This is a genomic window from Micromonospora sp. NPDC049301 (assembly GCF_040678715.1).
In the GTDB taxonomy this organism is placed as follows: Bacteria; Actinomycetota; Actinomycetes; order Mycobacteriales; family Micromonosporaceae; genus Micromonospora.
Map to the genome: position 1 here is coordinate 1,206,822 of NZ_JBFAQO010000001.1, position 23,493 is coordinate 1,230,314.

Consider the following 23,493-nt stretch of genomic DNA (forward strand, 5'->3'; position numbering starts at 1 on the left):
GCCGTGCGCGGGCTCTGGGCCGACCTCGGCGACCTGGTGCTGCCCACCGACTGCGCGGGCTGCCGGGAGCGCCGGTCCGGTCTGCGGCACGGGGTCTGCCCCGACTGCGTGACCGCGCTGGGCGCGCTGCGCCCTCGGTCGGTGCACCCCACCCCCGTCCCGCCGGGCCTGCCGCCCTGCGTCGCCCTCGGCCCGTACGCCGGCCCGCTGCGTGAGACCCTGCTGGCGTACAAGGAGCACGGCCGGCACGGGCTGGCCCGCCCGCTCGGCGCGTTGCTCGCCGAGGTCGTCGCGGCGGCGGTCGGCGAGGCCCGTCCGCTGGCGCTGGTGCCGGTGCCGGACACCGCGGCGGCGGCCCGGGCCCGGTACGGCGACCACCTGGACCGGCTGGCCCGGCACTGTGCGGCGCGGCTGACCCGGGCCGGCTGGCCGGTCCGCGTGCACCGGCCGCTGCGGGCGCTGCCCCGGCCCGACTCGCTGACGCTGGACAGCGCCGGCCGGGCGGCGGCGGCCGAGGCGGCCTTCCAGCCTCGTCTGCGAGCCCCGGCCGGGGCCGGCAGATCGGGCGTGGCGCCCGTCGTGGTGTTGCTGGACGACATCGTCACCACCGGGGTCACCCTGGCCGCGTCGGCCCGTGTGCTGGCCGCGACCGGGCAGGCACCGAGTGTCGCCGCGGTGCTCGCGGCGACCGAGAAGAGACGCCGTTCGTAACCGTTCGTGTTTCCGTTTCACCCGTTGGTGTATGAGCTGCGAAAAATCCCGGGCGGTCTCGGCAACTTGGGGTGACTGCCGGGCAAACAGGAGTTAGCGTTTCGCTGTCGGGGGTAGGAGGTTCTTCCCACCCGCCCCTGGCGGTGAGAGGAGGCGTAGCCGTACTGACCGGTCGACGCCAGCGGGGCTCCCCACGGCGTGCGACCGGGTGACCGGATCGAAGACCGTCCGAACAAGGGAGGTCACGTGGACATCGTGGTCAAGGGCCGTAACGTCGAAGTGCCGGACCATTACCGGGTGCACGTAGCCGAGAAACTCGCAAAGATCGAACGCTACGACCACAAACTCATTCGTGTCGATGTCGAGCTGTTTCATGAGCGCAATCCGCGCCAGGCCGACCACTGCCAGCGGGTGGAGATCACCTGCGTTTCCCGGGGCCCGGTGATCCGGGCCGAGGCGTGCACGAATGACTTCTACAGCGCGCTCGACGCGGCCATCGCGAAGCTCGACACCCGCCTGCGCCGGGCGGCCGATCGTCGCCGCGTACACCGGGGTCGGCACGCGCCGATCTCCGTCGCCGCCGCCACCGCCGACCTGCCGGTCGCGGACCTGGTGGCCGCCCCGCTGAGCGCGCCGGGTGACGGCGCCCGCGCCGGCACCGCTGTCGCCGAGCGGGTCGAGGACGAGTACGACGAGCAGCCGTGGCACCTCGCCCGGGAGAAGGTGCACCCGGCGGAACCCATGACCATCGACGACGCGCTGTTCGAGATGGAACTCGTCGGCCACGACTTCTACCTGTTCCAGGACAAGGAGTCCGGCCGCCCCAGCGTCGTCTACCGCCGCCACGCCTACGACTACGGCATCATCTCCCTCGCCACCTGACCGGTCCTCGACCCGGCTCGATCATGGAGTTGTGGTGGGTGCGGACGCCGCGAACCGGTGCGGCCACCCACCACGACTCCATGATCTGTCAGCGGAGGTCGGCGGGTAGCAGGGCGAAGGTCAGGTCGTCGAGGCGGGTGCCGGCCAGGCCGGGGAGCCGGGCACGCTGCAGGGCCTCCCGGTGGAAGCCGACCCGCTCCAGCACGCGGTGCGAGGCTCTGTTCTCCGGCACGGTCCCGGCGACCAGGCGGGCGATACCGACCGGTCCGAACGCCCAGCCGGCGAGCAACCGGACGGCCCGGGTCGCGTACCCCCGGCCCCGCCAGTCGGGCAGCAACGCGTAGCCCAGCGAGGCCTCGCCGCTGGCCACATCCGTGTACGACAACCCGCAACTGCCCGCCGGCTCGCCGGTGGCCAGGTCGGTGATCAGCAGGCGGGCGATGTCGCCGGTCAGCCACCCGCTCTCCGCGAGCCGGCAGCGCCGCTCGATCGCGGCCCGTTCCGGCGGCACCGGCGGCGCCTGGTTCGCCACCACCTCGGGCCGGCTGTGCAGCCGGTACATCAGCTCCGCGTCGTCCGGCGCGAGCCGGCGCAGCGCCACCACCTGATCGGTGAGCACCCCGCCGGGCAGGTCGGGCAGCAGCCGGGCGGTCGGGCCGGGCGGGTCGTCGGCGAGGCGTACCCAGGCCAGCAGGTCCCGCCGGCCACCGCCCCGACTCGGGCCGGCCGCCCGGCGTACCCCCTCGTAGCGGAAGCCGGCGGCCAGTGCGACCCGCTGGCTGGGCCCGTTCTCCGGATCCGTGAGCAGCTCCAGCCGGACCGTCCCGGTGGCGAACGCGTGCTCGCTCAGCGCGCGGGTGGCCGCGCAGGCCACCCCACGCCCGCGTGCCCCCGGCCGCACCCAGTAGCCGATCTCGGACTGACCCCGGTCGGGCGCCGGGTTGTTCAACCCGATCCCGCCGAGCAGCCGGTCGGTGGCCGGGTCCGCGACCGCGTACGCGGCGCCGCCTCCGGTCCAGGCCGCCGGCGCACCCGACTCGATCCACCAGCGGGCGTCGGTCTCGGTGTACGGCGTCGGCAGGTTCGGCACGAACCGCTGGCTGACCGGGTCCGCGCAGCCGTCGACCACGTCGGCGGCGTCGTCCGCGCGGAACGGGCGCAGCCGTACCCCGTGGGCCTCGACGAGCTGCTGCGGCGTCACGTCAGGTCCTCGGCGAGCAGCGCGGCCACCCACGCGTCCACCCGCTCACCCCGGTGCTGCACGCCGCCCCGGGCGGTGCCCTCGAAGGCGAAGCCCGCCTTCTCCGCCACCCGCCGGGACGCCGTGTTGCCCACGTTCGCCTTCCACTCGATCCGGGCCAGGCCCAGCGTGGTGAAGCCCCAGGCGCTCAGTGCGGCCAGCGCGGCCGGCATGTAGCCCCGGCCGCGGGCCGCCGGCGCGGTCATGAAGCCCACGTCGGCCAGCAGCGGATCGGCGGGGGAGAGCCGCAGGTCGATCGAGCCGGCGTACCGGTCGTCGGGGTCGGCGATCACGTAGCAGGCGGCGTCCCCCCGGGCCCAGACCTCCCGGCTGAAGCCCCGGTACCACTGCGCGTCGGGGCGCTCGTACGGGTCCGGCACCGTGGTCCAGCGGATGGTCTCCGGATCGCGGCAGGTCTCCACCACCGCGTCCTCGTCCTGCTCCTCCATCGGCCGCAGCCGCAGCTCGCCGGCACCGGCGGTGGCGAACAGGGTGGGTTGCGGGCGGCCGAAGACGGCGGCCCGCCGGGCGGCCAGGGTGCCCGGACCGGCGGGCCCGGTCTCCCCGGGGGCGGGCACCTCGCCGGGCAGCAGCGACCCGATCCAGCCGTCGGCGAGGCCGTCGGGCGCCGGGTCGGTCAACCGGAGCCGGCCGTCGATCCGGAACCCGGCGCGGAGCGCGACCAGCCGGGAGGCGTGGTTGCCCACCTTGGCCTGCCAGATCAGCCGGCGCAGACCGAGCGTCTCGAAGGACCAGCGGGCCACCGCCCGGGCGGCCCGCACGGTCACGCCCCGACCGCGCGCCCACGGGGCCGTCCAGTAGCCGATCTCGCCGGTGCCGCCGCCGTCGATCGAGACCAGCCCGCACGAGCCGAGAAGATCGCCGGTGGCCGGGTCGCACACCGCGAACGGTGCGCCCGTGCCCTCCTTCCAGGCCCGTCCGCTCAGCTCGGTGACGAATCCGAGTGCGTGTTCCGGTCGGTATGGGCGCGGTACGGTGGTCCAGCGTTGAATGTCCGGGTCCTGGCACGCGCGGTGTACCGCGTCGGCGTCGGCGTTCCGCCAGGGCCGCAGCAGCAGGCCGTCCTCGGTGATCTCCACAGGCTCCACCCGTGCATCGTGCCGGAACGTTCGCCGACGGCGTAACCGGATAACCTGCGGTACGCACCCGGTGCGCGAGTTATGTCGGGTTCGGCGGGGTGGACCCCCGCCACCAGTGACCATCGCGCCGATGGAGCGCCTACGATGGTTCGAGACCGTCTAGGGGAGCGTTGATCCGTGTCGATTCTGGAAAAGGTCCTTCGCGCGGGCGAAGGCCGCATGGTGCGCCGGCTCAAGGCCATCGCCGCCGCCGTCAACTCGATCGAGGACGACTACGTCAACCTCAGCGACGAGGAGCTGCGCGGCATGACCGAGCAGTTCCGGGAACGGCTCGCCGACGGTGAGACGCTCGACGACCTGCTGCCGGAGGCGTTCGCGGTGGCCCGCGAGGCGTCCGCCCGGGTGCTCGGGCAGCGGCCGTACGACGTCCAGGTGATGGGTGGCGCGGCGCTGCACTTCGGCAACATCGCCGAGATGAAGACCGGTGAGGGCAAGACGCTGACCTCGGTCATGGCCGTCTACCTCAACGCGCTCTCCGGCGACGGCGTGCACGTGGTCACCGTCAACGACTACCTCGCACAGCGCGACGCGGCCTGGATGGGCCGGGTGCACGAGTTCCTCGGGCTGACCGTCGGCGTGGTGCTGCCCAACCGGCCGGCCAGCGAGCACCGGGCCGCGTACGAGTGCGACATCACCTACGGCACCAACAACGAGTTCGGCTTCGACTACCTGCGCGACAACATGGCCTGGTCGAAGGACGAGCTGGTCCAGCGCGGGCACAACTTCGCCGTGGTCGACGAGGTCGACTCCATCCTGATCGACGAGGCGCGTACCCCGCTGATCATCTCCGGCCCGGCCGAGCACTCGGCCCGCTGGTACGGCGAGTTCGCCGGCGTGGTGGCCCGGCTCCAGCCCGGCACCGACGGCGAGGGTGACTACGAGGTCGACCACTCCAAGCGCACCATCGCGGTGACCGAGCGCGGCGTCGCCAAGGTGGAGGACCGGCTCGGCATCGACAACCTGTACGAGTCGGTGAACACTCCGCTGGTCGGCTACCTGAACAACGCCATCAAGGCCAAGGAGCTCTACAAGCGCGACAAGGACTACATCGTCAGCGACGGTGAGGTCCTGATCGTCGACGAGTTCACCGGTCGCATCCTGCACGGCCGCCGCTACAACGAGGGCATGCACCAGGCGATCGAGGCCAAGGAGGGGGTGGAGATCAAGCAGGAGAACCAGACCCTGGCCACCATCACCCTCCAGAACTACTTCCGCCTCTACAACAAGCTGTCCGGGATGACCGGTACGGCCCAGACCGAGGCCGGCGAGTTCAACAAGGTCTACAAGGTCGGCGTGGTGAGCATCCCCACCCACCGCCCGATGGTCCGCGCGGACCGGCCCGACGTCATCTACAAGACGGAGAAGGCCAAGTTCAACGCGGTGATCGAGGACATCGCCGAGCGGCACCAGATGGGTCAGCCCGTCCTGGTCGGCACCGTCTCGGTGGAAAACTCCGAGATCCTCTCCCAGCTGCTGCGCCGGCGGGGCATCCCGCACAACGTGCTGAACGCCAAGTTCCACGCCCGGGAGGCGGAGATCGTCGCCCAGGCCGGGCGCAAGGGCGCGGTCACCGTGGCCACCAACATGGCCGGCCGTGGCACCGACATCCTGCTCGGCGGCAACGCCGAGTTCCTCGCCGCGAACGAGCTGCGCCAGCGCGGCCTCGACCCGCTGGAGAACGAGGAGGAGTACGCCAAGGCGATGGAGGAGGTCCTTCCCACGTGGAAGCAGGCCTGCGACGCCGAGGCGGACGAGGTCGCCGCAGCCGGGGGCCTGTACGTGCTGGGCACCGAGCGGCACGAGTCCCGGCGGATCGACAACCAGCTGCGCGGTCGCGCCGGCCGGCAGGGTGACCCGGGCGAGTCCCGCTTCTACCTGTCGCTCCAGGACGAGCTGATGCGGCGCTTCCGGGCCGGCGCGGTCGAGGCGGTGATGGAGCGCTTCAACATCCCGGAGGACGTGCCCATCGAGTCGAAGATGGTCACCCGGCAGATCAAGAGTGCCCAGGCCCAGATCGAGGGTCAGAACGCCGAGATCCGCAAGAACGTGCTCAAGTACGACGAGGTGCTCAACAAGCAGCGCCAGGTCGTCTACGCCGAGCGGCTCCGGGTGCTCAACGGCGAGGACCTCTCCGACCAGGTCCGCAACATGATCGACGACACCGTCGAGGCGTACGTGCGGGGTGCCACCTCCGAGGGCTACGGCGAGGACTGGGACCTCGAGCAGCTCTGGTCCAGCCTCAAGCAGCTCTACCCGGTCGGCGTGACGATCGAGGAGCTGGAGGAGGAGGCCGGCGGTTCCCGCGCCGGCATGGACGCCGACTTCCTGGTCGCCCGCCTCAAGGAGGACGCGCACGCCGCGTACGACCGGCGCGAGGAGCAGCTCGGCACCGAGGGGGTGCGCCAGCTCGAGCGGATGGTGCTGCTCCAGGTGATCGACCGCAAGTGGCGCGAGCACCTCTACGAGATGGACTACCTCCAGGAGGGCATCAACCTCCGGGCGTACGCCCAGCGCGACCCGGTGGTGGAGTACCAGCGCGAGGGCTTCGACATGTTCGCCACCATGATGGACGGCATCAAGGAGGAGACGGTCGGCTTCCTCTACAACGTGGACGTCCAGGTGACCGAGCCGGAGCCGGCCGCGGAGTCGGAGGAGGTCACGCTGCTCGACAAGCCGGTGGAGATCCGGGCGAAGGGTCTCAACCGCGCGCCGCAGCGACAGGGCCTGCAATACTCCGCCCCCACCATCGACGGCGAGGCCAGCCCCGGTGCGGTCGCCGTCGAGCAGGCCGAGCAGCAGGCTCCGGCGCTCGGTGTGGGCCGACCGGCCCCGGGTGCCCCGGCGGCACCGGGACGGACCGCTCCGTCCGCTCCGCAGCGGCCGACCTCGGGGCTGCGTGGCCCGGCGGTCCCGTCCGCCGCCGCCCGGCGCCCCGCGCCGGACCAGGCGGAGGCGAGCAACGGCCCGTCCCGCAACGCGCCGTGCCCGTGTGGCTCCGGCCGCAAGTACAAGCGCTGCCACGGCGCCCCCAACGGCGGCTGACCGACAGCACTCCCCGACGGGCCCCGGCCGATCTGGTCGGGGCCCGTCGGCGTGGCCTGGCTCAGAGGACGTGCAGGGCGGTGCAGAGCCAGCGGCCTCGGCGGTGCTCGAGGCGGACGGCCATCGCCCAGCTGCGTCCGCCCGCGCCGGTGAGCACCGCGGCCGCCTCCACGGCGGCCTCCCGGGGCTCGCAGGCGCGCAGCCGGCGCAGCCGGACCACCGGCCGGGGGGCGCGGCGGCGGGGCGACCCGGCCCGGCCGGTCGCGCGGGCCAGCTCGGTCAGCAGCTCGGCGGCGCGGGCCGGGTCGAGCAGTGGCCGCACCTGCGCCGGCGAGCGGTAGCCGTTGACCACCTCCAGGCAGGTGCCGACGAAGCGGTGCGCGGCCCGGGCCGCCTCCGGGGCGGTCGACGGGGGCAGCGGCGCGCCCGGATGGGTGGCGGGTCGGGTGGGCACTCGGCGGAGGGCGGCGCGTCGCTCCGGTGGCCGAATGGGATCAGGCCGCGTCGAGGCGAACAGGTCGAGGGCGAGCTGGCCGTGGGTCGGCACCGGCCAGTACGCCCCGTCGGCCTCGTCGGCGTACGGAGGGTCGATCGGCGGAACGGGGCGTAGCCGCACGGGTGGCCGGGACGAACCGGGTCGCCGCTCACTCATCGCTGCCCCCTTGATCTTGTGTTTGCCTTCGTTTGCCTTCGACAAGCTCGATTCTGCGGGAGGGAGCGGCCCCGGTCAATGGCTCAGCGGATAGTAGCGACTACTCCGGGTCGCGGTCGACGAGCGGGTTGCCCCGGACCCAGTCGGCGGTCTCGGCGTACTTGTGCGCGATGTACTCCTCCAGGCGGGCGCGCTCGACCCGCCACTGGCCACGGCCACCGATCTTGATCGCCGGCAGTTCCCCACTGCGCACCATGTGGTAGACCTGCGAGTCCGACACGTTCAGCTCGGCGGCGACGTCGGAGAGCAGCAGGAACCTCGGCTCCACGGAAACTCCCGGGGTTGATGACGTTTGCCTCAGTTTGCCATCGACAGCGGGAGCCGCCCAGCATCCGTACGGCTCGGCGGTGCAGCAGGTGCGGCGGACACACCGGCAGGGAACTTCCGCCGGCCGGAGGCGAGGTGTATGACGGTCACGGCGTGCGGCATGATCTGCGCCCGTGCCGGCGGCCGCCGGTGGAGGACCGAGCGGGGAGACGACCGGTGACCGACGAGCTTGTCCGGGTGTACGTGCCGGCGACCGTACCGATGCTGGCCCGCCTGCGTGAGCAGGGGCTGACCGTCGACCAGGCGCACGCGGTGACCCCGGCGCTGCGGGAGTGGTACGCCGAGGGCGACGAGGAGGAGTTGGAGTACGTCGCGTTCACCCGGGCCGCCCAGGACGCGCTGCACCTGCTCCGGGCCGATCCGGCCGCGCCCCGCCGCCGGGTCGTCGTCTCGGCCGACCTGCCGCGGGCAGCCCTCGGCCGGGGTGACGGTGAGCTGGGTTCCAGCACGGTGACGTTGGCCGACGCGGTGCCGGTGGGCGCCGTCGCGGCGATCCACGTGGACGGCACGGACGCGGTCGAGGAGGTGGCCGCCGCCGCCGACGTGGTGGCCGAGGCCGCCGCCGGCGACCCGGACGCCCAGTTCACCGTCGACGGCGCCGAGGACCACGAGCTGGAGTGGTACGACGTGACCGAGTTGGATCTGCTGCTGCGCGCCACCGACTGAGCCGGGCCGCCGGCCGGGGTCAGCGGGCCCGGTCCGCCCCGGCCGGGTCCGCGTCGGCGGGATCCGGCTGGTCCGTGTCCAGCGCGGCGGAGTCGTCGGCGACGGCCGGTTCGTCGTCGTCGGAGTGGGCCGGGCTGAGCGTGCGGCCGAACGCGATGAGTGCGGTCAGCGCCCCCACGAAGAGCACCCAGATGCCGTTGTCCACCCGCGAGGTGCCCAGCGAGGTCTGCGCCACGGCGTCGGCCTCGCTCAGCGCGCCGGCCAGGTCCAGCAGGGACCGGCCACCGATCCGGATGATCACCTCGGCGAGCAGCAGGAGCAGCCCGGGCCCGGCGCCGGCGAGCAGGTAGGCCGGCCAGCGCAGCGCCGGCGCCCCCGGGTCCCGCCGGACGGCCCGCCGCCGGGCCCAGCTCAGGTAGCCGAAGGCGAGCAGCCCGGCCAACAGGCCGGCGATGAGCGACTCGGTGCGCGACACCCACTTCGCCGCGTTCACCAGCGACTTCTGGCTGTCGCCCGCGCCGAAGAGGTCGAACAGCGGGTCCCGGGCGGGGCTGAACGCGACCACGAAGACCAGCGTGCCCAGCGCGGCGGTCGCCACCGCACCGACCGCCGGTGCCGTCCGCGCACCGGCGACCGCGCCACCGATGATCGCCGCGGCTGCCGTGGTGCCGGCGATCACGTTGGTGGTCGACGTGTCGAAGTAGGTGAGGTTGATCGCCAGCGCGGCGGCCAGACCGACCACCATCCCCGCCCCGATCGCCCCGACGAAGCGCAGGGTGACCCAGTCGCCGTACCGGCGGGACAGCAGGTTGCCGCAGGCCAGCGCGACGGCGGCCCCGGCCACCAGTGCGGCCGAGATCACGCCGGGCAGGGCGAACGCGGAGAGGCTGATCGCGGTGATCCCGGCCGCTGCCGAGGTGATCGCCTCCCGGGTCGACCAGAGCATGGCGGCCAGCCAACCGAGCGCCAGCAGCGCCAGCACCGCCGCACCGGGCGCGGGCGCCGGGCGGCCGCTGGGGGTGGCTGGCTCGACCGCCGGCTCGTCCGACTCCGCGGCCGGGACGCGGCCGGGCTGCTTGGTCATCGTCTCCCCTTCGAGGCGGCAGGTCACCGACCATTCAGGGTACGCGGGCCGGGTGGACCTTCCGCCGCCACGGGACGGCGGCGACCGGCACGGCCGGCCCGGCTCGCGCCGACGGCTGCCCGCCGACCGGCCGGGCTCGCCTGCCCGCGCCTGATCGGTAAGGAGAGGAGGGGTGGGGCGGTCCTTGGCGGGAGCTGATGGTGGAGGTGAGGTGAACACCTCCGCATGGAAGAATCGTGGGAGGTCCCGCCGCTGCTCGGCAATCCCGCGCGGCGTCCGGCGACCGGCCGTCCGGTCGGTGCCCGCGGGTCCGGTTTCGCCACCGCAGTCGAGATCGCCAGGAGCGTTGATGGATGCCGTGTTCTCCGTACCCGAGCCGCGCAACGAGCCGGTTCGCAACTACGAGCCGGGCAACCCCGACCGGGACCGGCTCCAGCGGCGGCTGACCGAACTCGCCGCCGAGCGCATCGATCTGCCGATGACCATCGCCGGCGAGCAGCGGATGGCCGCCGGTGACCCGATCAACGTGGTGCAGCCGCACAAGCACGCGCACGTGCTCGGCGTGACCGCGCACGCCACCCACGACGACGCCCGCGCGGCGATCAAGGCTGCCAAGGACGCCGCCCCGATGTGGCGGGCGCTGCCGTTCGAGGAGCGCGCCGCGATCTTCCTGCGCGCCGCCGAACTGCTCGCCGGCCCCTGGCGGGACACGCTCAACGCCGCCACCATGCTCGGGCAGTCCAAGACCGCGATCCAGGCGGAGATCGACGCGGCCTGCGAGTTCATCGACTTCCTGCGGTTCAACGTGCACTTCGCCCGGCGCCTGCTCGAGGAGCAGCCCAACTCCTCGCCCGGGGTCTGGAACCGCTTCGACCACCGCCCGCTGGAGGGCTTCGTCTACGCGGTCACGCCGTTCAACTTCACCGCCATCGCCGGCAACCTGCCCTCGGCGCCGGCCCTGCTCGGCAACACGGTGATCTGGAAGCCGGGCCCCACCCAGCAGTTCGCCGCGCACTTCACCATGCGGCTGTTCGAGGCCGCCGGCCTGCCGCCCGGTGTGATCAACATGGTCACCGGCCGGGGCGAGGAGGTCTCCGACGTCGTGCTCGCCGACCCGGACCTGGCCGGCATCCACTTCACCGGATCGACCAAGGTCTTCCAGCAACTGTGGCGGACCGTCGGCGACAACATCGCCCGCTACCGGGGCTACCCCCGGCTGGTCGGCGAGACCGGCGGCAAGGACTTCGTGGTCGCGCACACCAGCGCGGACGTCGACGCCCTGCACACCGCGCTGATCCGCGGCGCCTACGAGTACCAGGGCCAGAAGTGCTCGGCGGCCTCGCGGGCGTACGTGCCGCGCTCGCTCTGGGAGGGTGGCCTGCGGGACCGGCTGGCCGCCACCACCGACTCGCTCACCTACGGCGACGTCGCCGACTTCAGCAACTTCGGCGGCGCTGTGATCGACGACAAGGCGTTCGCCCGGCACACCGCGGCGCTGGAGCTGATCGCCGGCGACGACACCTGCCGGGTGCTGGCCGGTGGCACCGCCGACGACTCGGTCGGGTACTTCGTCCGGCCGACGCTGTTCGAGTGCAGCGACGCCGCCCACGAGACGTTCACCACCGAGTACTTCGGGCCGATCCTGGGCGTGCACGTGTTCGACGACGCCCGCTTCGACGAGGTGGTCGCGCAGGCCGAGTCGATCGCCCCGTACGCGCTGACCGGATCGGTGTTCGCCACGGACCGCCGGGTGATCGACGCGGTCGGCGAGCGGATGCGGTACGCGGCCGGCAACTTCTACATCAACGACAAGCCCACCGGCGCGGTGGTCGGCCAGCAGCCGTTCGGCGGAGCGCGGGCCAGCGGCACCAACGACAAGGCGGGTTCCTGGCTCAACCTGGTCCGCTGGGTGTCGCCGCGGACGATCAAGGAGACCTTCGTGCCGCCGACCGACCACACGTACCCCCACATGTCCTGACTGCCCGGCGACGACCGCCGGCGGCGCACGCGCGTCGCCGGCGGTAGCCTGGCCGGGGTGACGCACATCACCCCCGCGCCCGATCCTCGCTTCGGGGAGCAGGGCGGCCTGCTCACCTACAGCGACTACCTGCGGTTGGCCGACCTGCTCGCCGCGCAGGTGCCGGAGTCCGATCCGGCCTCCCACGACGAACTGCTCTTCATCACCATCCACCAGGTGTACGAGCTGTGGTTCAAGCTGCTGCTCGCCGAGCTGTCCGACGCCCGGGACCGCATGCTGGTCGCCGGCGAGACCTACCTGCCCCGGGTGCGACTGGAACGCTGCCATGTGGTGGAGCGGGTGCTGGTCGGCCAGGTGGACGTGATCGACACGATGACGCCGCAGGACTTCCTGGCCTTCCGCACCAAGCTCGCCCCGGCCAGCGGGTTCCAGTCGGTGCAGTTCCGGGAGATCGAGTTCCTCTCCGGGCTCAAGGACCCGGACTTCCTGCACCGGTTCCGTCGGTTGCCGCCGGCCGAACGGGCCCGGCTGGAGCGCCGGCTGGCCGAGCCGAGCCTCTGGGACGGCTTCCTGGCCGTGCTCGCCCGGGCCGGTTTCCCGGTCGGCGACGCCGAGGCCCGCTTCGCGGCGTACGCCAGGATCGCCGCGGACCGGGAGCGGTTCGGGCCACTCTGGGACCTCGCGGAGGCCCTGGTCGCCCACGATCAGGCGTTCTCCCTGTGGCGGGCCCGGCACGTGCTGATGGCCGAGCGGCAGATCGGCACCAAGCCGGGCACCGGCGGCTCGGCCGGCGGCGCCTACCTCCGGTCCCGGGTGGAGACGCGGTTCTATCCGGAGTTGTGGGAGCTGCGCAGCCGCCTCTGAGCGGGGTCGTCGGCCCCTCGGCCCAACCCATCGATAGTCCTCAACGGACAGTCTGCCGCCGACAGTGCACATAGGAAGTCCTGTCGGGTGGCAAACTGCCAAATCCTGGACGCCGCGAGCGCAAAGTGGCAGCGTAGTGGCCATGGCGGATTCCGGAGTCAACCCCACGGCGGCGGCCCTGCTCGGGCTGCTCCACGAGGGTCCCATGACAGGCGGCCAGTTGATGGCCGCCGCTGAGCGGCGGCTGGCGCCGTACTGGTCGATGACCCGCAGCCAGGTCTACCGCGAGTTGCCGGTGCTGGCCGAGCGGGGTTTCGTGCGGCTCGGCAAGCCGGGGCCGCGGATGAGTCAGCCGTACTCGCTCACCGCCAGCGGGAAACGGACATTTTCCCGCTGGCTGACGGAGAGCCCGGGGCGGGACACCATCCGCAACCCGATAGCGCTCCGGATGGCCTTCGGCGAGTTGCACTCCTCCAGCCAGCTCAAGAGCCTGTACGCCACCGCCAACGAGTACCACACCGAGGCCCTGGCCCAGGTGCGGGAACAGGTCAAGAACGCCAAACGGGACGGGGAGACGTACGACGCCAGCGCGCTGGAGTTCGCCGTCGCCTACCATCGGGCGGCCCTGTCGTGGCTGAAGTCCGCCCCCGTCGGGTGATCGTCGGCGGGTTCGTGCACAGGGAACGAGCTGCTCCGCCCGCGAAGGCGCAGTGTCACTTTTGCGCGGGCCTGCGGGGCTCGCAAGCTCACTCCTCGCCCGCGCAGTGTCACTTTTGCGCGGGCCTGCGGGGCTCGCAAGCTCACTCCTCGCCCGCGCAGTACGCTTGTCTGTCGTGACCGCTGCCGATTATGCCGAACAGCTCAAGGAACTCGACGCGACCCTGCGCAACATCGAGGCCGTCCTCAACCTTGACCGTCTGCACGAGGACAAGGCCCGGCTGGAGGAGCAGGCTTCCGCCCCCGACCTGTGGGACGACCAGGCCAAGGCTCAGCAGGTGACCTCGCAGCTGTCGTACGTCAACGGCGAGATCAGCAAGCTGGGCAGCCTGCGCTCCCGACTCGACGACGCCCAGGTGCTTCTGGAGCTGGCCGAGGCCGAGTCCGACCCGGGCGTGCTGACCGAGGTCGAGGTGGAGATCACCGGGCTGACCAAGGCCATCCAGGAGATGGAGGTCCGCACCCTGCTCTCCGGCGAGTACGACTCCCGGGAGGCGCTGATCGCCATCCGGGCCGGCGCGGGCGGCGTGGACGCGGCGGACTTCGCCGAGATGCTGCTGCGGATGTACCTGCGCTGGGCGGAGCGGCACGGCTACCCGACGGAGGTCTACGAGACCTCGTACGCCGAGGAGGCGGGTCTGAAGTCGGCCACCTTCGCGGTCAAGGTGCCCTACGCGTACGGCACGCTCAGCGTCGAGTCGGGCACCCACCGGCTGGTCCGGATCAGCCCGTTCGACAACCAGGGCCGCCGGCAGACCAGCTTCGCGGGCGTGGAGGTCCTGCCGGTCACCGAGCAGACCGACCACATCGACATCCCGGAGAACGAGGTGCGGGTCGACGTCTACCGCTCCTCGGGCCCCGGTGGGCAGAGCGTCAACACCACCGACTCGGCGGTCCGGCTCACCCACATTCCGACCGGCATCGTGGTGACCTGCCAGAACGAGAAGTCCCAGCTGCAGAACAAGGCCTCCGCGCTGCGGGTGCTCCAGGCCCGGCTGCTGGAGCGTAAGCGCCAGGAGGAGCAGGCCAAGCTGGAGGGGCTCAAGGAGAACGCCGCCGGCTCGTGGGGCGACCAGATGCGCTCCTACGTCCTGCACCCGTATCAGATGGTGAAGGATCTCCGAACCGAGCAGGAGACCGGCAATCCGAGCGCGGTCTTCGACGGTGAGTTGGACAGCTTCATCGAGGCGGGAATCCGCTGGCGCAAGCAGCGGCAGCTTGCCGGCGACGGTGCGTGATCACATGCGGGCGCAGCGCGTCGTCGATCTCCCGGTTAAGCCCTAAATCGAGGACGCGCGCCGTCAGTACGGGGCGTGGGGCTTGGCTCTGTCGTCACACCGCGTAGACTCACCACCCGTGATTCAGCTTGAGCAAGTGACGAAGACGTACCCGAAGGCGTCCCGGCCTTCGCTCGACAACGTGTCCGTCTCGATCGAGAAGGGCGAGTTCGTCTTCTTCATCGGTCCATCCGGCTCCGGCAAGTCCACGATCATCAAAATGCTGCTGCACGAGGTGGCCCCCAACAAGGGCCGCGTCGTCGTCAACGGCAAGGACGTCACGTCGATGCGTTCCTGGAAGCGACCCCACTTCCGGCGCTCGATCGGCTGCGTCTTCCAGGACTTCCGGCTGCTGCCGAACCGCACCGCGTACGAGAACGTGGCGTTCGCCCTTGAGGTGATCGGCAAGACCAAGGCGGTTGCCCGTCGGGTCGTGCCGGAGGTGCTGGAGCTGGTCGGGCTCGGTGGCAAGGAGCACCGCTACCCGCACGAGCTCTCCGGTGGTGAGCAGCAGCGGGTCGCCGTCGCCCGGGCGTTCGTGAACCGTCCGCTGATCCTGCTGGCGGACGAGCCCACGGGAAACCTCGACCCGGACACCTCGATCGAGATCATGCGTCTGCTGGACCGGATCAACCGCACCGGCACGACCGTCGTGATGGTCACCCACGACTCCAACATCGTGAACCAGATGCGTCGCCGCGTCGTAGAGATCGAGAGCGGTCGCATCGTCCGTGACCAGGCCCGCGGCGTTTACGGGTGAGCCGGCGCTCCACCCCTGCGCAGCCTGACGACGAACACTTCATGCCGGAGACCCGGAGGAACCCCCGATGCGCGTGAAATACGTCCTGTCCGAGGTACTGGTCGGACTGTGGCGCAACGTGACCATGACCATCGCGATGATCATCACGATGGCGGTCTCGCTGACCATGCTCGGCGCCAGCGGTCTCATGTACCGCCAGGTCGACGACATGAAGGACCTCTACTACAAGAACATCCAAGTCTCGATCTTCCTCAAGACCGACGTCACCGACGAGCAGCGCGAGCAGATGAACGCGAAGCTCAAGTCCGACCCGCTGGTCAGCGAGGTCATCTACGTCGACAAGGCCGAGGCGTACAAGCGGTTCCAGGAGATGTTCCAGGACGCGCCGGATCTGATCAGCGCCGTCAAGGAGGACAGCCTTCCCCCGTCGTTCCGGATCAAACTGAACAACCCGGAGCAGTACAAGAACATCTATGACCAGTACAAGGACACCGAGGGCGTCGACGAGATCGTCGACCAGAGCCGACTACTGGACAAGGTCTTCAACATCCTCACCGCGATCCAGAACATCGCCCTGGCCGCCGCCATCGTGATGGCGGTCGCCGCCCTGCTGCTGGTCGCCAACACCATTCAGGTGGCCGCTTACAGCAAGCGGCGTGAGGTGGCGGTCATGAAGCTGGTCGGCGCGTCCAACTGGTTCATCCAGGCGCCGTTCGTGCTGGAGGCCGTCGTGGCCGGCCTGATCGGCTCGCTGCTCGGCCTGGTGGCCCTGATAGCGGCGAAGTATCTGCTCTTCGACGGGTCGCTCAAGGCGTTGGAGGGCCTGCTCTCGCCGATCAGCTGGGGTGACATCCTGTTCATCTTCCCGCTGATGGCCGGCGTCGGTGGCCTGATCAGCGCCGCGACCGCCTGGGTCACGCTGCGCTTCTACCTGCGGGTCTAGGCACCGTACGGGTCGTCCCGTCGTCTCCCGGGGACCCTCCCGCGCCGGAAATAAACGGCGCGGGAGGGTCCTTGTCATTCAGGTAACATGATCGGTTGTCCGGCCGGGGTGACCCCGGCGGTGGACGATCAGGAGAGGGGGTGGCGCCGATGCCACGGGAAAAGGGGCGCAAGGTGGTCGCCTCCAACAAGAAGGCGCGCCACGACTACTCGATCCTCGACACGTACGAGGCGGGCATGGCGTTGACCGGCACCGAGGTCAAGTCGCTGCGGGCCGGGCGGGCGTCGCTGGTGGACGCGTTCGCGCAGGAGCGCAACGGCGAGTTGTACCTGCACGCGATGCACATCCCGGAGTACACCCAGGGCACCTGGACCAACCACGAGCCCCGGCGGACCCGCAAGCTGTTGCTCAACCGGGGTGAGATCGACCGGCTGATCGGTAAGACCCGTGAGGGGGGCCTGACCATGGTCCCGTTGCAGGTCTACTTCTCCGACGGCTGGGCCAAGGTGGAGATCGCCCTGGCCAAGGGCAAGAAGTCGTACGACAAGCGCCAGGACCTCGCCAAGCGCGACGCGGACCGGGAGATCGCCCGGGTCAGTGGTCGGCGCGGCAAGGGCATGGACGACTAGTTTGTCCCGTTTATCCGGGTCGGCGAGTTGGCTCAGGGGCTCGGGATGAAACCCGTTGCGGCAGGCGTTAGGCTTGTCAGTGCCACCACGTCGGTGGCCTGTCGAGGGGGTGACTGGTTTCGACTTCGTACGCAGCGACAGGGGAAGCGAGCCGAGGAAGCCGACGTCGTCTCGAGAATCGGTCGTCGGAACTTATAAGCGCCAATAACAATCGCGCTGACTTCGCTCTCGCCGCCTGAGGCGAGTAGCTAAGTCTGTCGGCCTGGGAACGCCTTCGTCCCAGTAGCCGGCATCAGCTAGAAGGCTGGCCAATCGGACCCGGTCGCGGGGTCCGTGCGGCGAGATCAATCAGCGACTGGGCCCGTCACACCAACTTGCTCGCGTGAGCGGTGGGGCCGAGTAGAGGCACAGCGAGCTGCGCTCGGAGAAGCCCTGACAAACCGGCGAAGGACCCGGGTTCGATTCCCGGCACCTCCACCACCTCGAAAGTGATGCGCCCCGGCCCACCGGCCGGGGCGCATCGTCGTATCCGGGGTCCGTACGGCCCCGCTGTCCGCACCCGAGGGTGCCAGGACCGCCTCGACCGCCTGGCTCACCTAGGCTGCCGGACGTGGCGAACGAGGAACTGCGCCTGTCGATCGGCGCCTCACCCGGCCAGCGCACCGTCTCTGTGCTGGCCGGCGTCCTCTTCGCCGCGGTCGGTGCCGCGTTCGTGGTGCTGCCCCTGGTCGCTGACGGGCTGCTGCGCCAACTGACCGGCCCGGGCGACGGGTTCGCCTCCTACGAGGAGGCCCGTGACCTGCCGCCCGGGATGCTGCCGCCCGCCCTACGGGACTCCGGGGGCGGTGCGGGGTGGGACCAGTCCGGGTCCGGCTGGCTCGCCGGGCTGTGCGGGCTGCCGTTCGCCCTGCTCGGCATCTACCTGGTGCTGCGGGTGCTGCGGACGGCCGCCTGGCTGGACGGCAGTCGGGCGCGGGTACGCGGCGCGTTCGGCAGCCGCAGCGTCGACCTCGCCACCGCCCGGATCATGCCGTACCGCGAGGCGTACGACGACCACCCGCGGGCGCGCGGGCACCGGGCGTCGCCGGTCATCGTCGCCACCGACCGGGACAGCGGACGACGGGTCACCATCCCCCTGCGCGGCATGGGGCTGCCCACCCTGCCCCCGTCCGAGCTGCGGGCGCTGGCCGACGCGATCACCGGCGGGCGTCCCACCGATGGCCGTGACGGCGACGCGCACGCCGTCGCCGCAACGCTGCGGCGCCTCGCGGAGCATCCGCTGAGCGGCTGAGCCGCACACCCGTGGGGTCTGCGGGGCTGCTGCGACCACTGGGGCAGAAGAGACGGTCCGGGGCCCTGGACAGGGCGGGAGGGGCGGGTTCACCATCGCGGTATGCGGTAGCAGCGCAAGCGCGGGAGGTGCCCATGGTCACCGGTCCGGTCCAGCAGCCGTCACTCGTCGCCCGGCCCTGCGCCGCGCACCCGCATCCGACCCCCGCCGAGCCGCACCGCACCGGTCTGCCCGGTGCGCCGCGCCCGGTGGGGCTCGCCGGTGATCTGCACGCGCTCGCCCGAGCCGTCACCGCGGCGACGACCGAGCCACGCTGGCGCGAACGCGTGCTGCTGCGGCTGCACCCGGTCGGGCAGGGCTTCGCCGAGCACGTCCAGGTCACCGAGGGGCCGGCCGGGCTCTACGGGGAACTGCTCACCCACGCGCCCCGGCTCTGCCACGGTGTCCGGCTGCTGACCCGCGAGCACACCGCGATCGGCGCCGCGATCCTGGCCGTGCAGCGGGTCGCCGAGCAGTCCGAGGCCAGCCCCGACGAGCTGCGCGACCAGGCGGCGTACCTGCTGCGGGCGTTCGCCCGGCACCGGCGGCGCGGCGCCGACCTGCTCTGGCAGGCGTACCAGACGGATCTGGGTGGCGAGACCTGAGCATCGGCCCCCTCCGGCGGGCGGGAACCGGGGCGGCGGCGGACGCGTCGAACCGGCATGCGTCGATCGGTTCTCCTCCTCGGTCTGCCCCTGCTGGTGCTCGCGGCCGGCTGCGCCCCGACGGGTGGCCCGGCCGCAGATGGGTCCACCGCCCCAGCGCACCGGTGGGAGGCGTTCGACCAGCGGGCCACCGAGGTCGCCGAGGCGTGGCGGCCCGGCCCCGAGTGGCGCACCGGGTACGTCCCGATGCAGGGCCCGACCGTGCTGACCGGCGACCCGCGCTTCACCCCCGACACCGAGGCGGCCTTCCGGGCCGGCTGGTACCGGGAGCAGGTGCCCATCCCGCCCACCCGGGTCGGCGGGGAGATCCGGTTCCCGGACGGCACGCTCACCGTGCCGTTGGTCAGCGCGGCGGAGGCGTACCGGCAGCTCGACCAGGGCGACCCGCTGCCGTGCCCCGGGCGGCCGAAGCGGCCCGGGCTGCCGACCCCCGGCCCCACCGTCGAACCCGGACCGGACGGCTGGGTCAGCAGCGCACCGGAGACCGCCTGCCTTCCGTTGACCGTCACCGGCGTCACGCTCGGCACCGTGCCGGTCCGCACGAGCCGGGGCGAGGCGCAGGTGCCGGCCTGGCTGTTCACCGTCGAGGAGCTGGCCGTTCCGGTGGCGCGGCTCGCCGTCGCGCCGGCTGCCGTCACCCCGGTCCCCGAGCCCACCGCCCCCGCGCGGCCGCTGCCGGACGGACTGGTCTCCGCTCAGGACGTGACGGCCGTCGACGGCGCGCGGCTGACCGTCCGGCTCGGTGTCGGCGCCTGCGACACCGGGATCACTCCGCTCGTGCAGGAGCGCCCGGACGTGGTGGTGGTCGGCGGCGGCGTCACCAGGTCCACCGGCGTCTGCCCCGATCTGCTCAAACTGGAGCCGGTCACCGTCACCCTGGCCGCGCCGCTGGGCGCCCGGCCGGTGCTGGACGTCTCCACCGGTGCCCCGCTGTCGATCGCCCCGCGTTGACCCGGTGAGGCGGGCGGAGAGTGCCGGTCAGAGGATGCTGGGCACGTCGGTGCTGATCGGCACCGGCAGCACGGTGGGGCGGTCGGCGCGCAGTCCGGCGGCGAGCGCCGAGCCGAGCTGGTCGGGTGTCTCGACGACCTCGGTGGCACAGCCGTAGCCGGCCGCGATGGCGGTGACGTCCAACCCTGGCAGGTCCAGTCCGGGCACCCCGGGGGTCTCCTTCAGCTCGGCGAACGCCTTGAGGATCGCGTACTGCTGGTTGACCGGGACGACGACCACCACCGGCAGTGACAGCCGCGCGGCGGTCCAGAGCGCCTGCACCGAGTAGTGGAACGAGCCGTCGCCGACGACCGCCACCACGGGGCGGCCACGCCCGGTGTCCCGCTCGGCCAACGCCACCCCGACCGCGGCCGGCAGGCCGTAGCCGAGACCGCCGCTGGCCATCGTGAAGTACGAGGCCGGGCGCGCGATCCGCATCCGGCGGCGCAGTGCGGCCAGGTTGGACGGTGACTCCTGGATCAGGACCCCGTCCGCCGGCCAGTGCGCGGCCAGCGCGGCGAACAGGGCGTCGGCGCTCAGCGGCGCCGTGACCTCCGGTGGTGCCGGCGCGGCCCGGGGCGCCGGTGGCGGCCGGTCGGTCGGCGGCACCAGCTCGAGCAGCGCGGCCAGGGTCAGCCCCGGGTCGCCGAGCAGGCTGTCCCCGACCGGGGCACGGGCGGCCTCGTCCGGGTCGTCCGTGACGTGCAGCAGCCGGGTGCCGTCGGGCAGGTGGTCGCCCGGCACGTACGGGTAGTAGCGGAACACCGGGGCGCCGACCACCAGCACGGTGTCGTGTCCGCGTAGCGCCTCGGCCAGCGGCCCGATGGCGAAGGGCAGCACCCCGCGAAACTGCGGGTGGTCCTCGGGGAACACGGCGCGTTCCGGCGCGGGGGCCGACCAGACCGGCGCGGCCAGCCGCTCGGCCAGGGCGACCGCGGTCGACCAACTCCCGGACCGGTCCACGCCGGGCCCGAGCACCAGGGCGGGGTCGCGGCTGCCGGCCAGGACCCGGGCGAACTCGTCCAACCGCTGCGGGTCCGGCCCGAACCGGGTGGCGACCGTGCGCGGCGCGGGCGGTGGGTCGGCCGGTTGCGCCCAGTCGTCCATCGGCAGGGAGAGGAAGACCGGTCCGGCCGGCGGCTGCACCGCGGTCGCGTACGCGCGCAGCAGCGCCGCCGGGATGTCCTGCGCCCGGACCGGCTCGTAGCCCCACTTGACGTACGGCTGGGGGAGTTCGGCGGCCCGGCGGTTGGTCAGCCGGGGTTCGAGCAGCAGCATCTCGCGGGTCTGCTGGCCGGCGGTGACGATCAGTGGGGTCTTGTTGTGCCAGGCGGTGACCATGTTGCCCATGCCGTTGCCGGTGCCCGGGGCGGTGTGCAGGTTGACGTGCGCGGGTGCGCCGGTGGCCTGGGCGTAGCCGTCGGCCATCGCGACCGCCGTCGCCTCGTGCAGGGCGTGGACGTAGTGGAAGTCGGCCGGGAAGTCCCGCAGGAACGGCTCCTCGGTGGAGCCGGGGTTGCCGAAGATGGTGGTCATGCCGAGGGTGCGGAGCACGTCGTACGTCGCGTCCCGGACCGTTGCCATCGCCACCTGCCTCCCGTGTCGCGGTGCGCGCAGGGACGACCAGCCTCGCCCTCCCGACCAGCCGAATCTATCGGGATGGGGCGGGCATTTCGGGCGTTTCCCAGGCGTCGGGGCGGTGCCGAGGCAGGAACTTGACCCCGCGGTCCGGCCACCTCGGCGACGGATCGGCCGATCACCGCGAGTTCCGCCGTCGGTGCCATCGACCCTCGGTCTTAACTGTCCGATCACCCGCCGGTCAGACCTTAGCCAGCACCCGGGACGCAGGCTATGGTGCCAGGCATGGCGTTGACAGCACGGATGATCCCGGTGCACCGTGCGGGTCCGGTGGGTGTCGGATCCCCGGCGCGGGTTCACGGTTGACGGGTGTGTGGGATGCAGGGAGAGGGCCAGGCGATCGGCGGACGGGCGATGGAGTCGATGACCGGGCGGCTGCTGGTCGCGACTCCGGCCCTCAAGGACCCGAACTTCGACCGTACGGTGGTGCTGCTGGTCGCCCACGAGCCGGGCGGCGCGCTCGGCGTGGTGCTGAACCGGGCCACCGAGGTGCCGGTCGCCGAGGTGCTGGGCGACTGGAGTGACCTGGCCCGCCACCCGGCGGTGCTCTTCGAGGGCGGCCCGGTGCAGCCCGACTCGGCCATCTGCCTGGCGCGGATGCGCCAGCCGCTGCGTCGGGTCAAGGGCTTCCACCAGGTCTCCGGGGCGGTCGGCACGATCGACCTCTCGGTCGACCCCGAGCGGCTGCGGGAGAGCATCGGCGGCATCCGGGTCTTCGCCGGCTACTCCGGCTGGGGGAGCGGCCAGTTGGAGCAGGAGATCGCCGACGGCTCCTGGTTCGTGCTGGACGCGCTGCCCGGTGACGCCTTCGTCGACCGGCCGGACGACCTGTGGCCGATGGTGCTGCGCCGGCAGGGCGGGATGATGGCCGCCGTCGCCCATTTCCCGCCGGACGTGGCGCTCAACTGAGCCGGCTCGGCGGGGACCCCGCGAGATGACCATGCCGGCCGGGATGTGTATAGTTTCCCAGTGCCCGGGCGACCGGGACAACAGCAAGGGGCCGTGGCGCAGCTGGTAGCGCACCACACTGGCAGTGTGGGGGTCAGGGGTTCGAGTCCCCTCGGCTCCACCCTTGTCGACCAGGGCGTTCGTCAGACATGACGGACGCCCTGCGTCGTTTCGGACATCAGCGGCGGTCGAGCGCGAGTCGTGCATCGTGATGCAGGACGTCGAGGGCGACGAGTTCTGTCTCGACTGAACTGTGCTGGGCTGCCCCGACGCGGCCTCTGATCTTCGCGGGGCCGAGCTCCTAGCATGGCCTCATGACCGTAGATCTGTTCGCGGGCATCCCCGTCCGCGACTACGCCGCCGCGGCGGCCTGGTACGAGCGACTCCTCGGTGCCCCGCCGACGTTCCTGCCGAACGACATCGAGGCGGTGTGGGAGCTCGCAGAGCACCGGTACGTGTTCATCGAGGTGCGGCCCGACCATGCCGGGCACGCCATGCACACCGTCTTCGTCAGCGACTTCGACGCCCGGATCGCCCAGATCGCCGAGCGGGGCCTGGAGCCGGCCGAGCGCGAGACCTACGACAACGGCGTCCGCAAGGCCATCTTCCGCGACCCCGACGGCAACGAGATGGGATTCGGCGGCGGCCCGGTCTGACCGCCGAACACGAAACGCCCCGGCCGGAGCTGTCCGGTCGGGGCGTTTCGACGCTATGTCTTGTCAGGGGCGGAATCAGCCCTGGCGGCTCTTCCACTGCGGGTTCGCGCGGTTCACCACGAGCACCTTGCCGTGCCGGCGGACCACCACCGAACCGGGCTTCTGCTTGAGCGCGCGCAACGAGGTGCGTACCTTCATGTCTGCCTCCTCGGCCTGGGGGTTCGGCCTCGATCCGTACCGTCCATCGGAACGCCGTGGCCGGTCCCGCGATTCC

23 protein-coding genes, 1 tRNA gene and 1 other RNA gene are annotated in these 23,493 nt (G+C 71.9%); 18 read left to right on the plus strand and 7 right to left on the minus strand.

Features of this window, described 5'->3' with window-relative positions:
* The first annotated feature begins 3 nt into the window (after window positions 1-3).
* A complete protein-coding gene (locus AB0K07_RS05760) occupies window positions 4-711 on the plus strand; it encodes a ComF family protein (protein ID WP_363751234.1) in 708 nt (235 codons plus the stop codon).
* Window positions 712-957: 246 nt separating this feature from the next.
* Complete coding sequence (gene raiA / locus AB0K07_RS05765) at window positions 958-1,593, plus strand: ribosome-associated translation inhibitor RaiA (protein ID WP_363751236.1); 636 nt, start codon at window positions 958-960, stop codon at window positions 1,591-1,593.
* Window positions 1,594-1,681: 88 nt separating this feature from the next.
* Here the strand turns inward: raiA and AB0K07_RS05770 are convergent, their stop codons facing one another.
* Window positions 1,682-2,794 (minus strand): GNAT family N-acetyltransferase, encoded by a 1,113-nt coding sequence (locus AB0K07_RS05770; RefSeq protein WP_363751238.1) that lies wholly within the window; start codon window positions 2,792-2,794, stop codon window positions 1,682-1,684.
* Window positions 2,791-3,942, minus strand: coding sequence for a GNAT family N-acetyltransferase (locus AB0K07_RS05775; protein WP_363751240.1), 1,152 nt, complete (start codon window positions 3,940-3,942; stop codon window positions 2,791-2,793). The genes AB0K07_RS05770 and AB0K07_RS05775 overlap by 4 nt, the downstream gene beginning before the upstream one ends.
* Window positions 3,943-4,110: 168 nt before the next feature.
* Here AB0K07_RS05775 and secA point away from each other — a divergent pair, with 168 nt between their 5' ends.
* Window positions 4,111-7,035 carry a preprotein translocase subunit SecA gene (secA, locus tag AB0K07_RS05780; RefSeq protein WP_363751242.1) on the plus strand — a complete coding sequence of 975 codons (2,925 nt, stop codon included), beginning with the start codon at window positions 4,111-4,113 and terminating at the stop codon, window positions 7,033-7,035.
* Window positions 7,036-7,096: 61 nt separating this feature from the next.
* Here secA and AB0K07_RS05785 read toward each other — a convergent pair whose 3' ends face one another.
* Both AB0K07_RS05785 and AB0K07_RS05790 read right to left on the minus strand, forming a co-directional pair.
* Window positions 7,097-7,687: an Rv3235 family protein gene (locus tag AB0K07_RS05785; protein ID WP_363751243.1), complete on the minus strand. Its 591-nt coding sequence runs from the start codon at window positions 7,685-7,687 to the stop codon at window positions 7,097-7,099.
* 100 nt (window positions 7,688-7,787) lie between these two features.
* Window positions 7,788-8,015: a helix-turn-helix domain-containing protein gene (locus tag AB0K07_RS05790; RefSeq protein ID WP_363751244.1), complete on the minus strand. Its 228-nt coding sequence runs from the start codon at window positions 8,013-8,015 to the stop codon at window positions 7,788-7,790.
* 215 nt (window positions 8,016-8,230) lie between these two features.
* Here AB0K07_RS05790 and AB0K07_RS05795 point away from each other — a divergent pair, with 215 nt between their 5' ends.
* Window positions 8,231-8,740 (plus strand): hypothetical protein, encoded by a 510-nt coding sequence (locus tag AB0K07_RS05795; protein ID WP_363751246.1) that lies wholly within the window; start codon window positions 8,231-8,233, stop codon window positions 8,738-8,740.
* Between the two features lie 19 nt (window positions 8,741-8,759).
* Here the strand turns inward: AB0K07_RS05795 and AB0K07_RS05800 are convergent, their stop codons facing one another.
* Window positions 8,760-9,824 carry a hypothetical protein gene (locus AB0K07_RS05800; protein WP_363751248.1) on the minus strand — a complete coding sequence of 355 codons (1,065 nt, stop codon included), beginning with the start codon at window positions 9,822-9,824 and terminating at the stop codon, window positions 8,760-8,762.
* A 349-nt stretch (window positions 9,825-10,173) separates the two neighbouring features.
* Here AB0K07_RS05800 and pruA point away from each other — a divergent pair, with 349 nt between their 5' ends.
* The 11 genes from pruA (at window position 10,174) to AB0K07_RS05855 (ending at window position 19,938) form a co-directional block, all read left to right on the plus strand.
* Window positions 10,174-11,802, plus strand: coding sequence for an L-glutamate gamma-semialdehyde dehydrogenase (pruA, locus tag AB0K07_RS05805; RefSeq protein WP_363751249.1), 1,629 nt, complete (start codon window positions 10,174-10,176; stop codon window positions 11,800-11,802).
* A gap of 57 nt (window positions 11,803-11,859) precedes the next feature.
* Window positions 11,860-12,666 (plus strand): tryptophan 2,3-dioxygenase family protein, encoded by an 807-nt coding sequence (locus AB0K07_RS05810; protein ID WP_363751251.1) that lies wholly within the window; start codon window positions 11,860-11,862, stop codon window positions 12,664-12,666.
* 142 nt (window positions 12,667-12,808) lie between these two features.
* Window positions 12,809-13,324 (plus strand): PadR family transcriptional regulator, encoded by a 516-nt coding sequence (locus AB0K07_RS05815; protein WP_363751253.1) that lies wholly within the window; start codon window positions 12,809-12,811, stop codon window positions 13,322-13,324.
* A 175-nt stretch (window positions 13,325-13,499) separates the two neighbouring features.
* The gene (gene prfB / locus AB0K07_RS05820; protein ID WP_363751254.1) at window positions 13,500-14,621 is read left to right on the plus strand and encodes a peptide chain release factor 2; all 1,122 of its coding nucleotides are present in this window, start codon (window positions 13,500-13,502) and stop codon (window positions 14,619-14,621) included.
* Between the two features lie 118 nt (window positions 14,622-14,739).
* Window positions 14,740-15,420, plus strand: a complete 681-nt coding sequence (ftsE, locus tag AB0K07_RS05825) for a cell division ATP-binding protein FtsE (protein ID WP_030331491.1) — start codon at window positions 14,740-14,742, stop codon at window positions 15,418-15,420.
* 67 nt (window positions 15,421-15,487) lie between these two features.
* Window positions 15,488-16,363, plus strand: a complete 876-nt coding sequence (ftsX, locus tag AB0K07_RS05830) for a permease-like cell division protein FtsX (RefSeq protein WP_363751255.1) — start codon at window positions 15,488-15,490, stop codon at window positions 16,361-16,363.
* Window positions 16,364-16,512: 149 nt separating this feature from the next.
* Window positions 16,513-16,992, plus strand: coding sequence for an SsrA-binding protein SmpB (gene smpB, locus AB0K07_RS05835; RefSeq protein WP_074319182.1), 480 nt, complete (start codon window positions 16,513-16,515; stop codon window positions 16,990-16,992).
* Window positions 16,993-17,097: 105 nt separating this feature from the next.
* Window positions 17,098-17,472, plus strand: a transfer-messenger RNA (tmRNA) gene (ssrA, locus tag AB0K07_RS05840).
* Between the two features lie 130 nt (window positions 17,473-17,602).
* Window positions 17,603-18,283: a hypothetical protein gene (locus tag AB0K07_RS05845; protein WP_363751256.1), complete on the plus strand. Its 681-nt coding sequence runs from the start codon at window positions 17,603-17,605 to the stop codon at window positions 18,281-18,283.
* Between the two features lie 134 nt (window positions 18,284-18,417).
* Window positions 18,418-18,927, plus strand: coding sequence for a hypothetical protein (locus AB0K07_RS05850; RefSeq protein ID WP_363751257.1), 510 nt, complete (start codon window positions 18,418-18,420; stop codon window positions 18,925-18,927).
* 57 nt (window positions 18,928-18,984) lie between these two features.
* Window positions 18,985-19,938 (plus strand): hypothetical protein, encoded by a 954-nt coding sequence (locus AB0K07_RS05855; protein WP_363751258.1) that lies wholly within the window; start codon window positions 18,985-18,987, stop codon window positions 19,936-19,938.
* Window positions 19,939-19,965: 27 nt separating this feature from the next.
* On the opposite strand, the gene mdlC is transcribed toward AB0K07_RS05855, so the two are convergent.
* Window positions 19,966-21,561 (minus strand): benzoylformate decarboxylase, encoded by a 1,596-nt coding sequence (mdlC, locus tag AB0K07_RS05860; RefSeq protein ID WP_363751259.1) that lies wholly within the window; start codon window positions 21,559-21,561, stop codon window positions 19,966-19,968.
* A 372-nt stretch (window positions 21,562-21,933) separates the two neighbouring features.
* On the opposite strand from mdlC, the gene AB0K07_RS05865 reads away from it, so the two are divergent.
* The 3 genes from AB0K07_RS05865 (at window position 21,934) to AB0K07_RS05875 (ending at window position 23,219) form a co-directional block, all read left to right on the plus strand.
* Window positions 21,934-22,524, plus strand: a complete 591-nt coding sequence (locus AB0K07_RS05865) for a YqgE/AlgH family protein (protein WP_363751260.1) — start codon at window positions 21,934-21,936, stop codon at window positions 22,522-22,524.
* Window positions 22,525-22,611: 87 nt separating this feature from the next.
* Window positions 22,612-22,684, plus strand: a tRNA-Ala gene (locus tag AB0K07_RS05870).
* 193 nt (window positions 22,685-22,877) lie between these two features.
* Entirely contained in the window at window positions 22,878-23,219 is a 342-nt protein-coding gene (locus tag AB0K07_RS05875; protein WP_363751261.1) for a VOC family protein, read from the plus strand.
* Window positions 23,220-23,294: 75 nt separating this feature from the next.
* Here the strand turns inward: AB0K07_RS05875 and AB0K07_RS05880 are convergent, their stop codons facing one another.
* Window positions 23,295-23,417 carry a ribosomal protein bL36 gene (locus AB0K07_RS05880; protein WP_089017583.1) on the minus strand — a complete coding sequence of 41 codons (123 nt, stop codon included), beginning with the start codon at window positions 23,415-23,417 and terminating at the stop codon, window positions 23,295-23,297.
* Window positions 23,418-23,493: the final 76 nt, after the last annotated feature.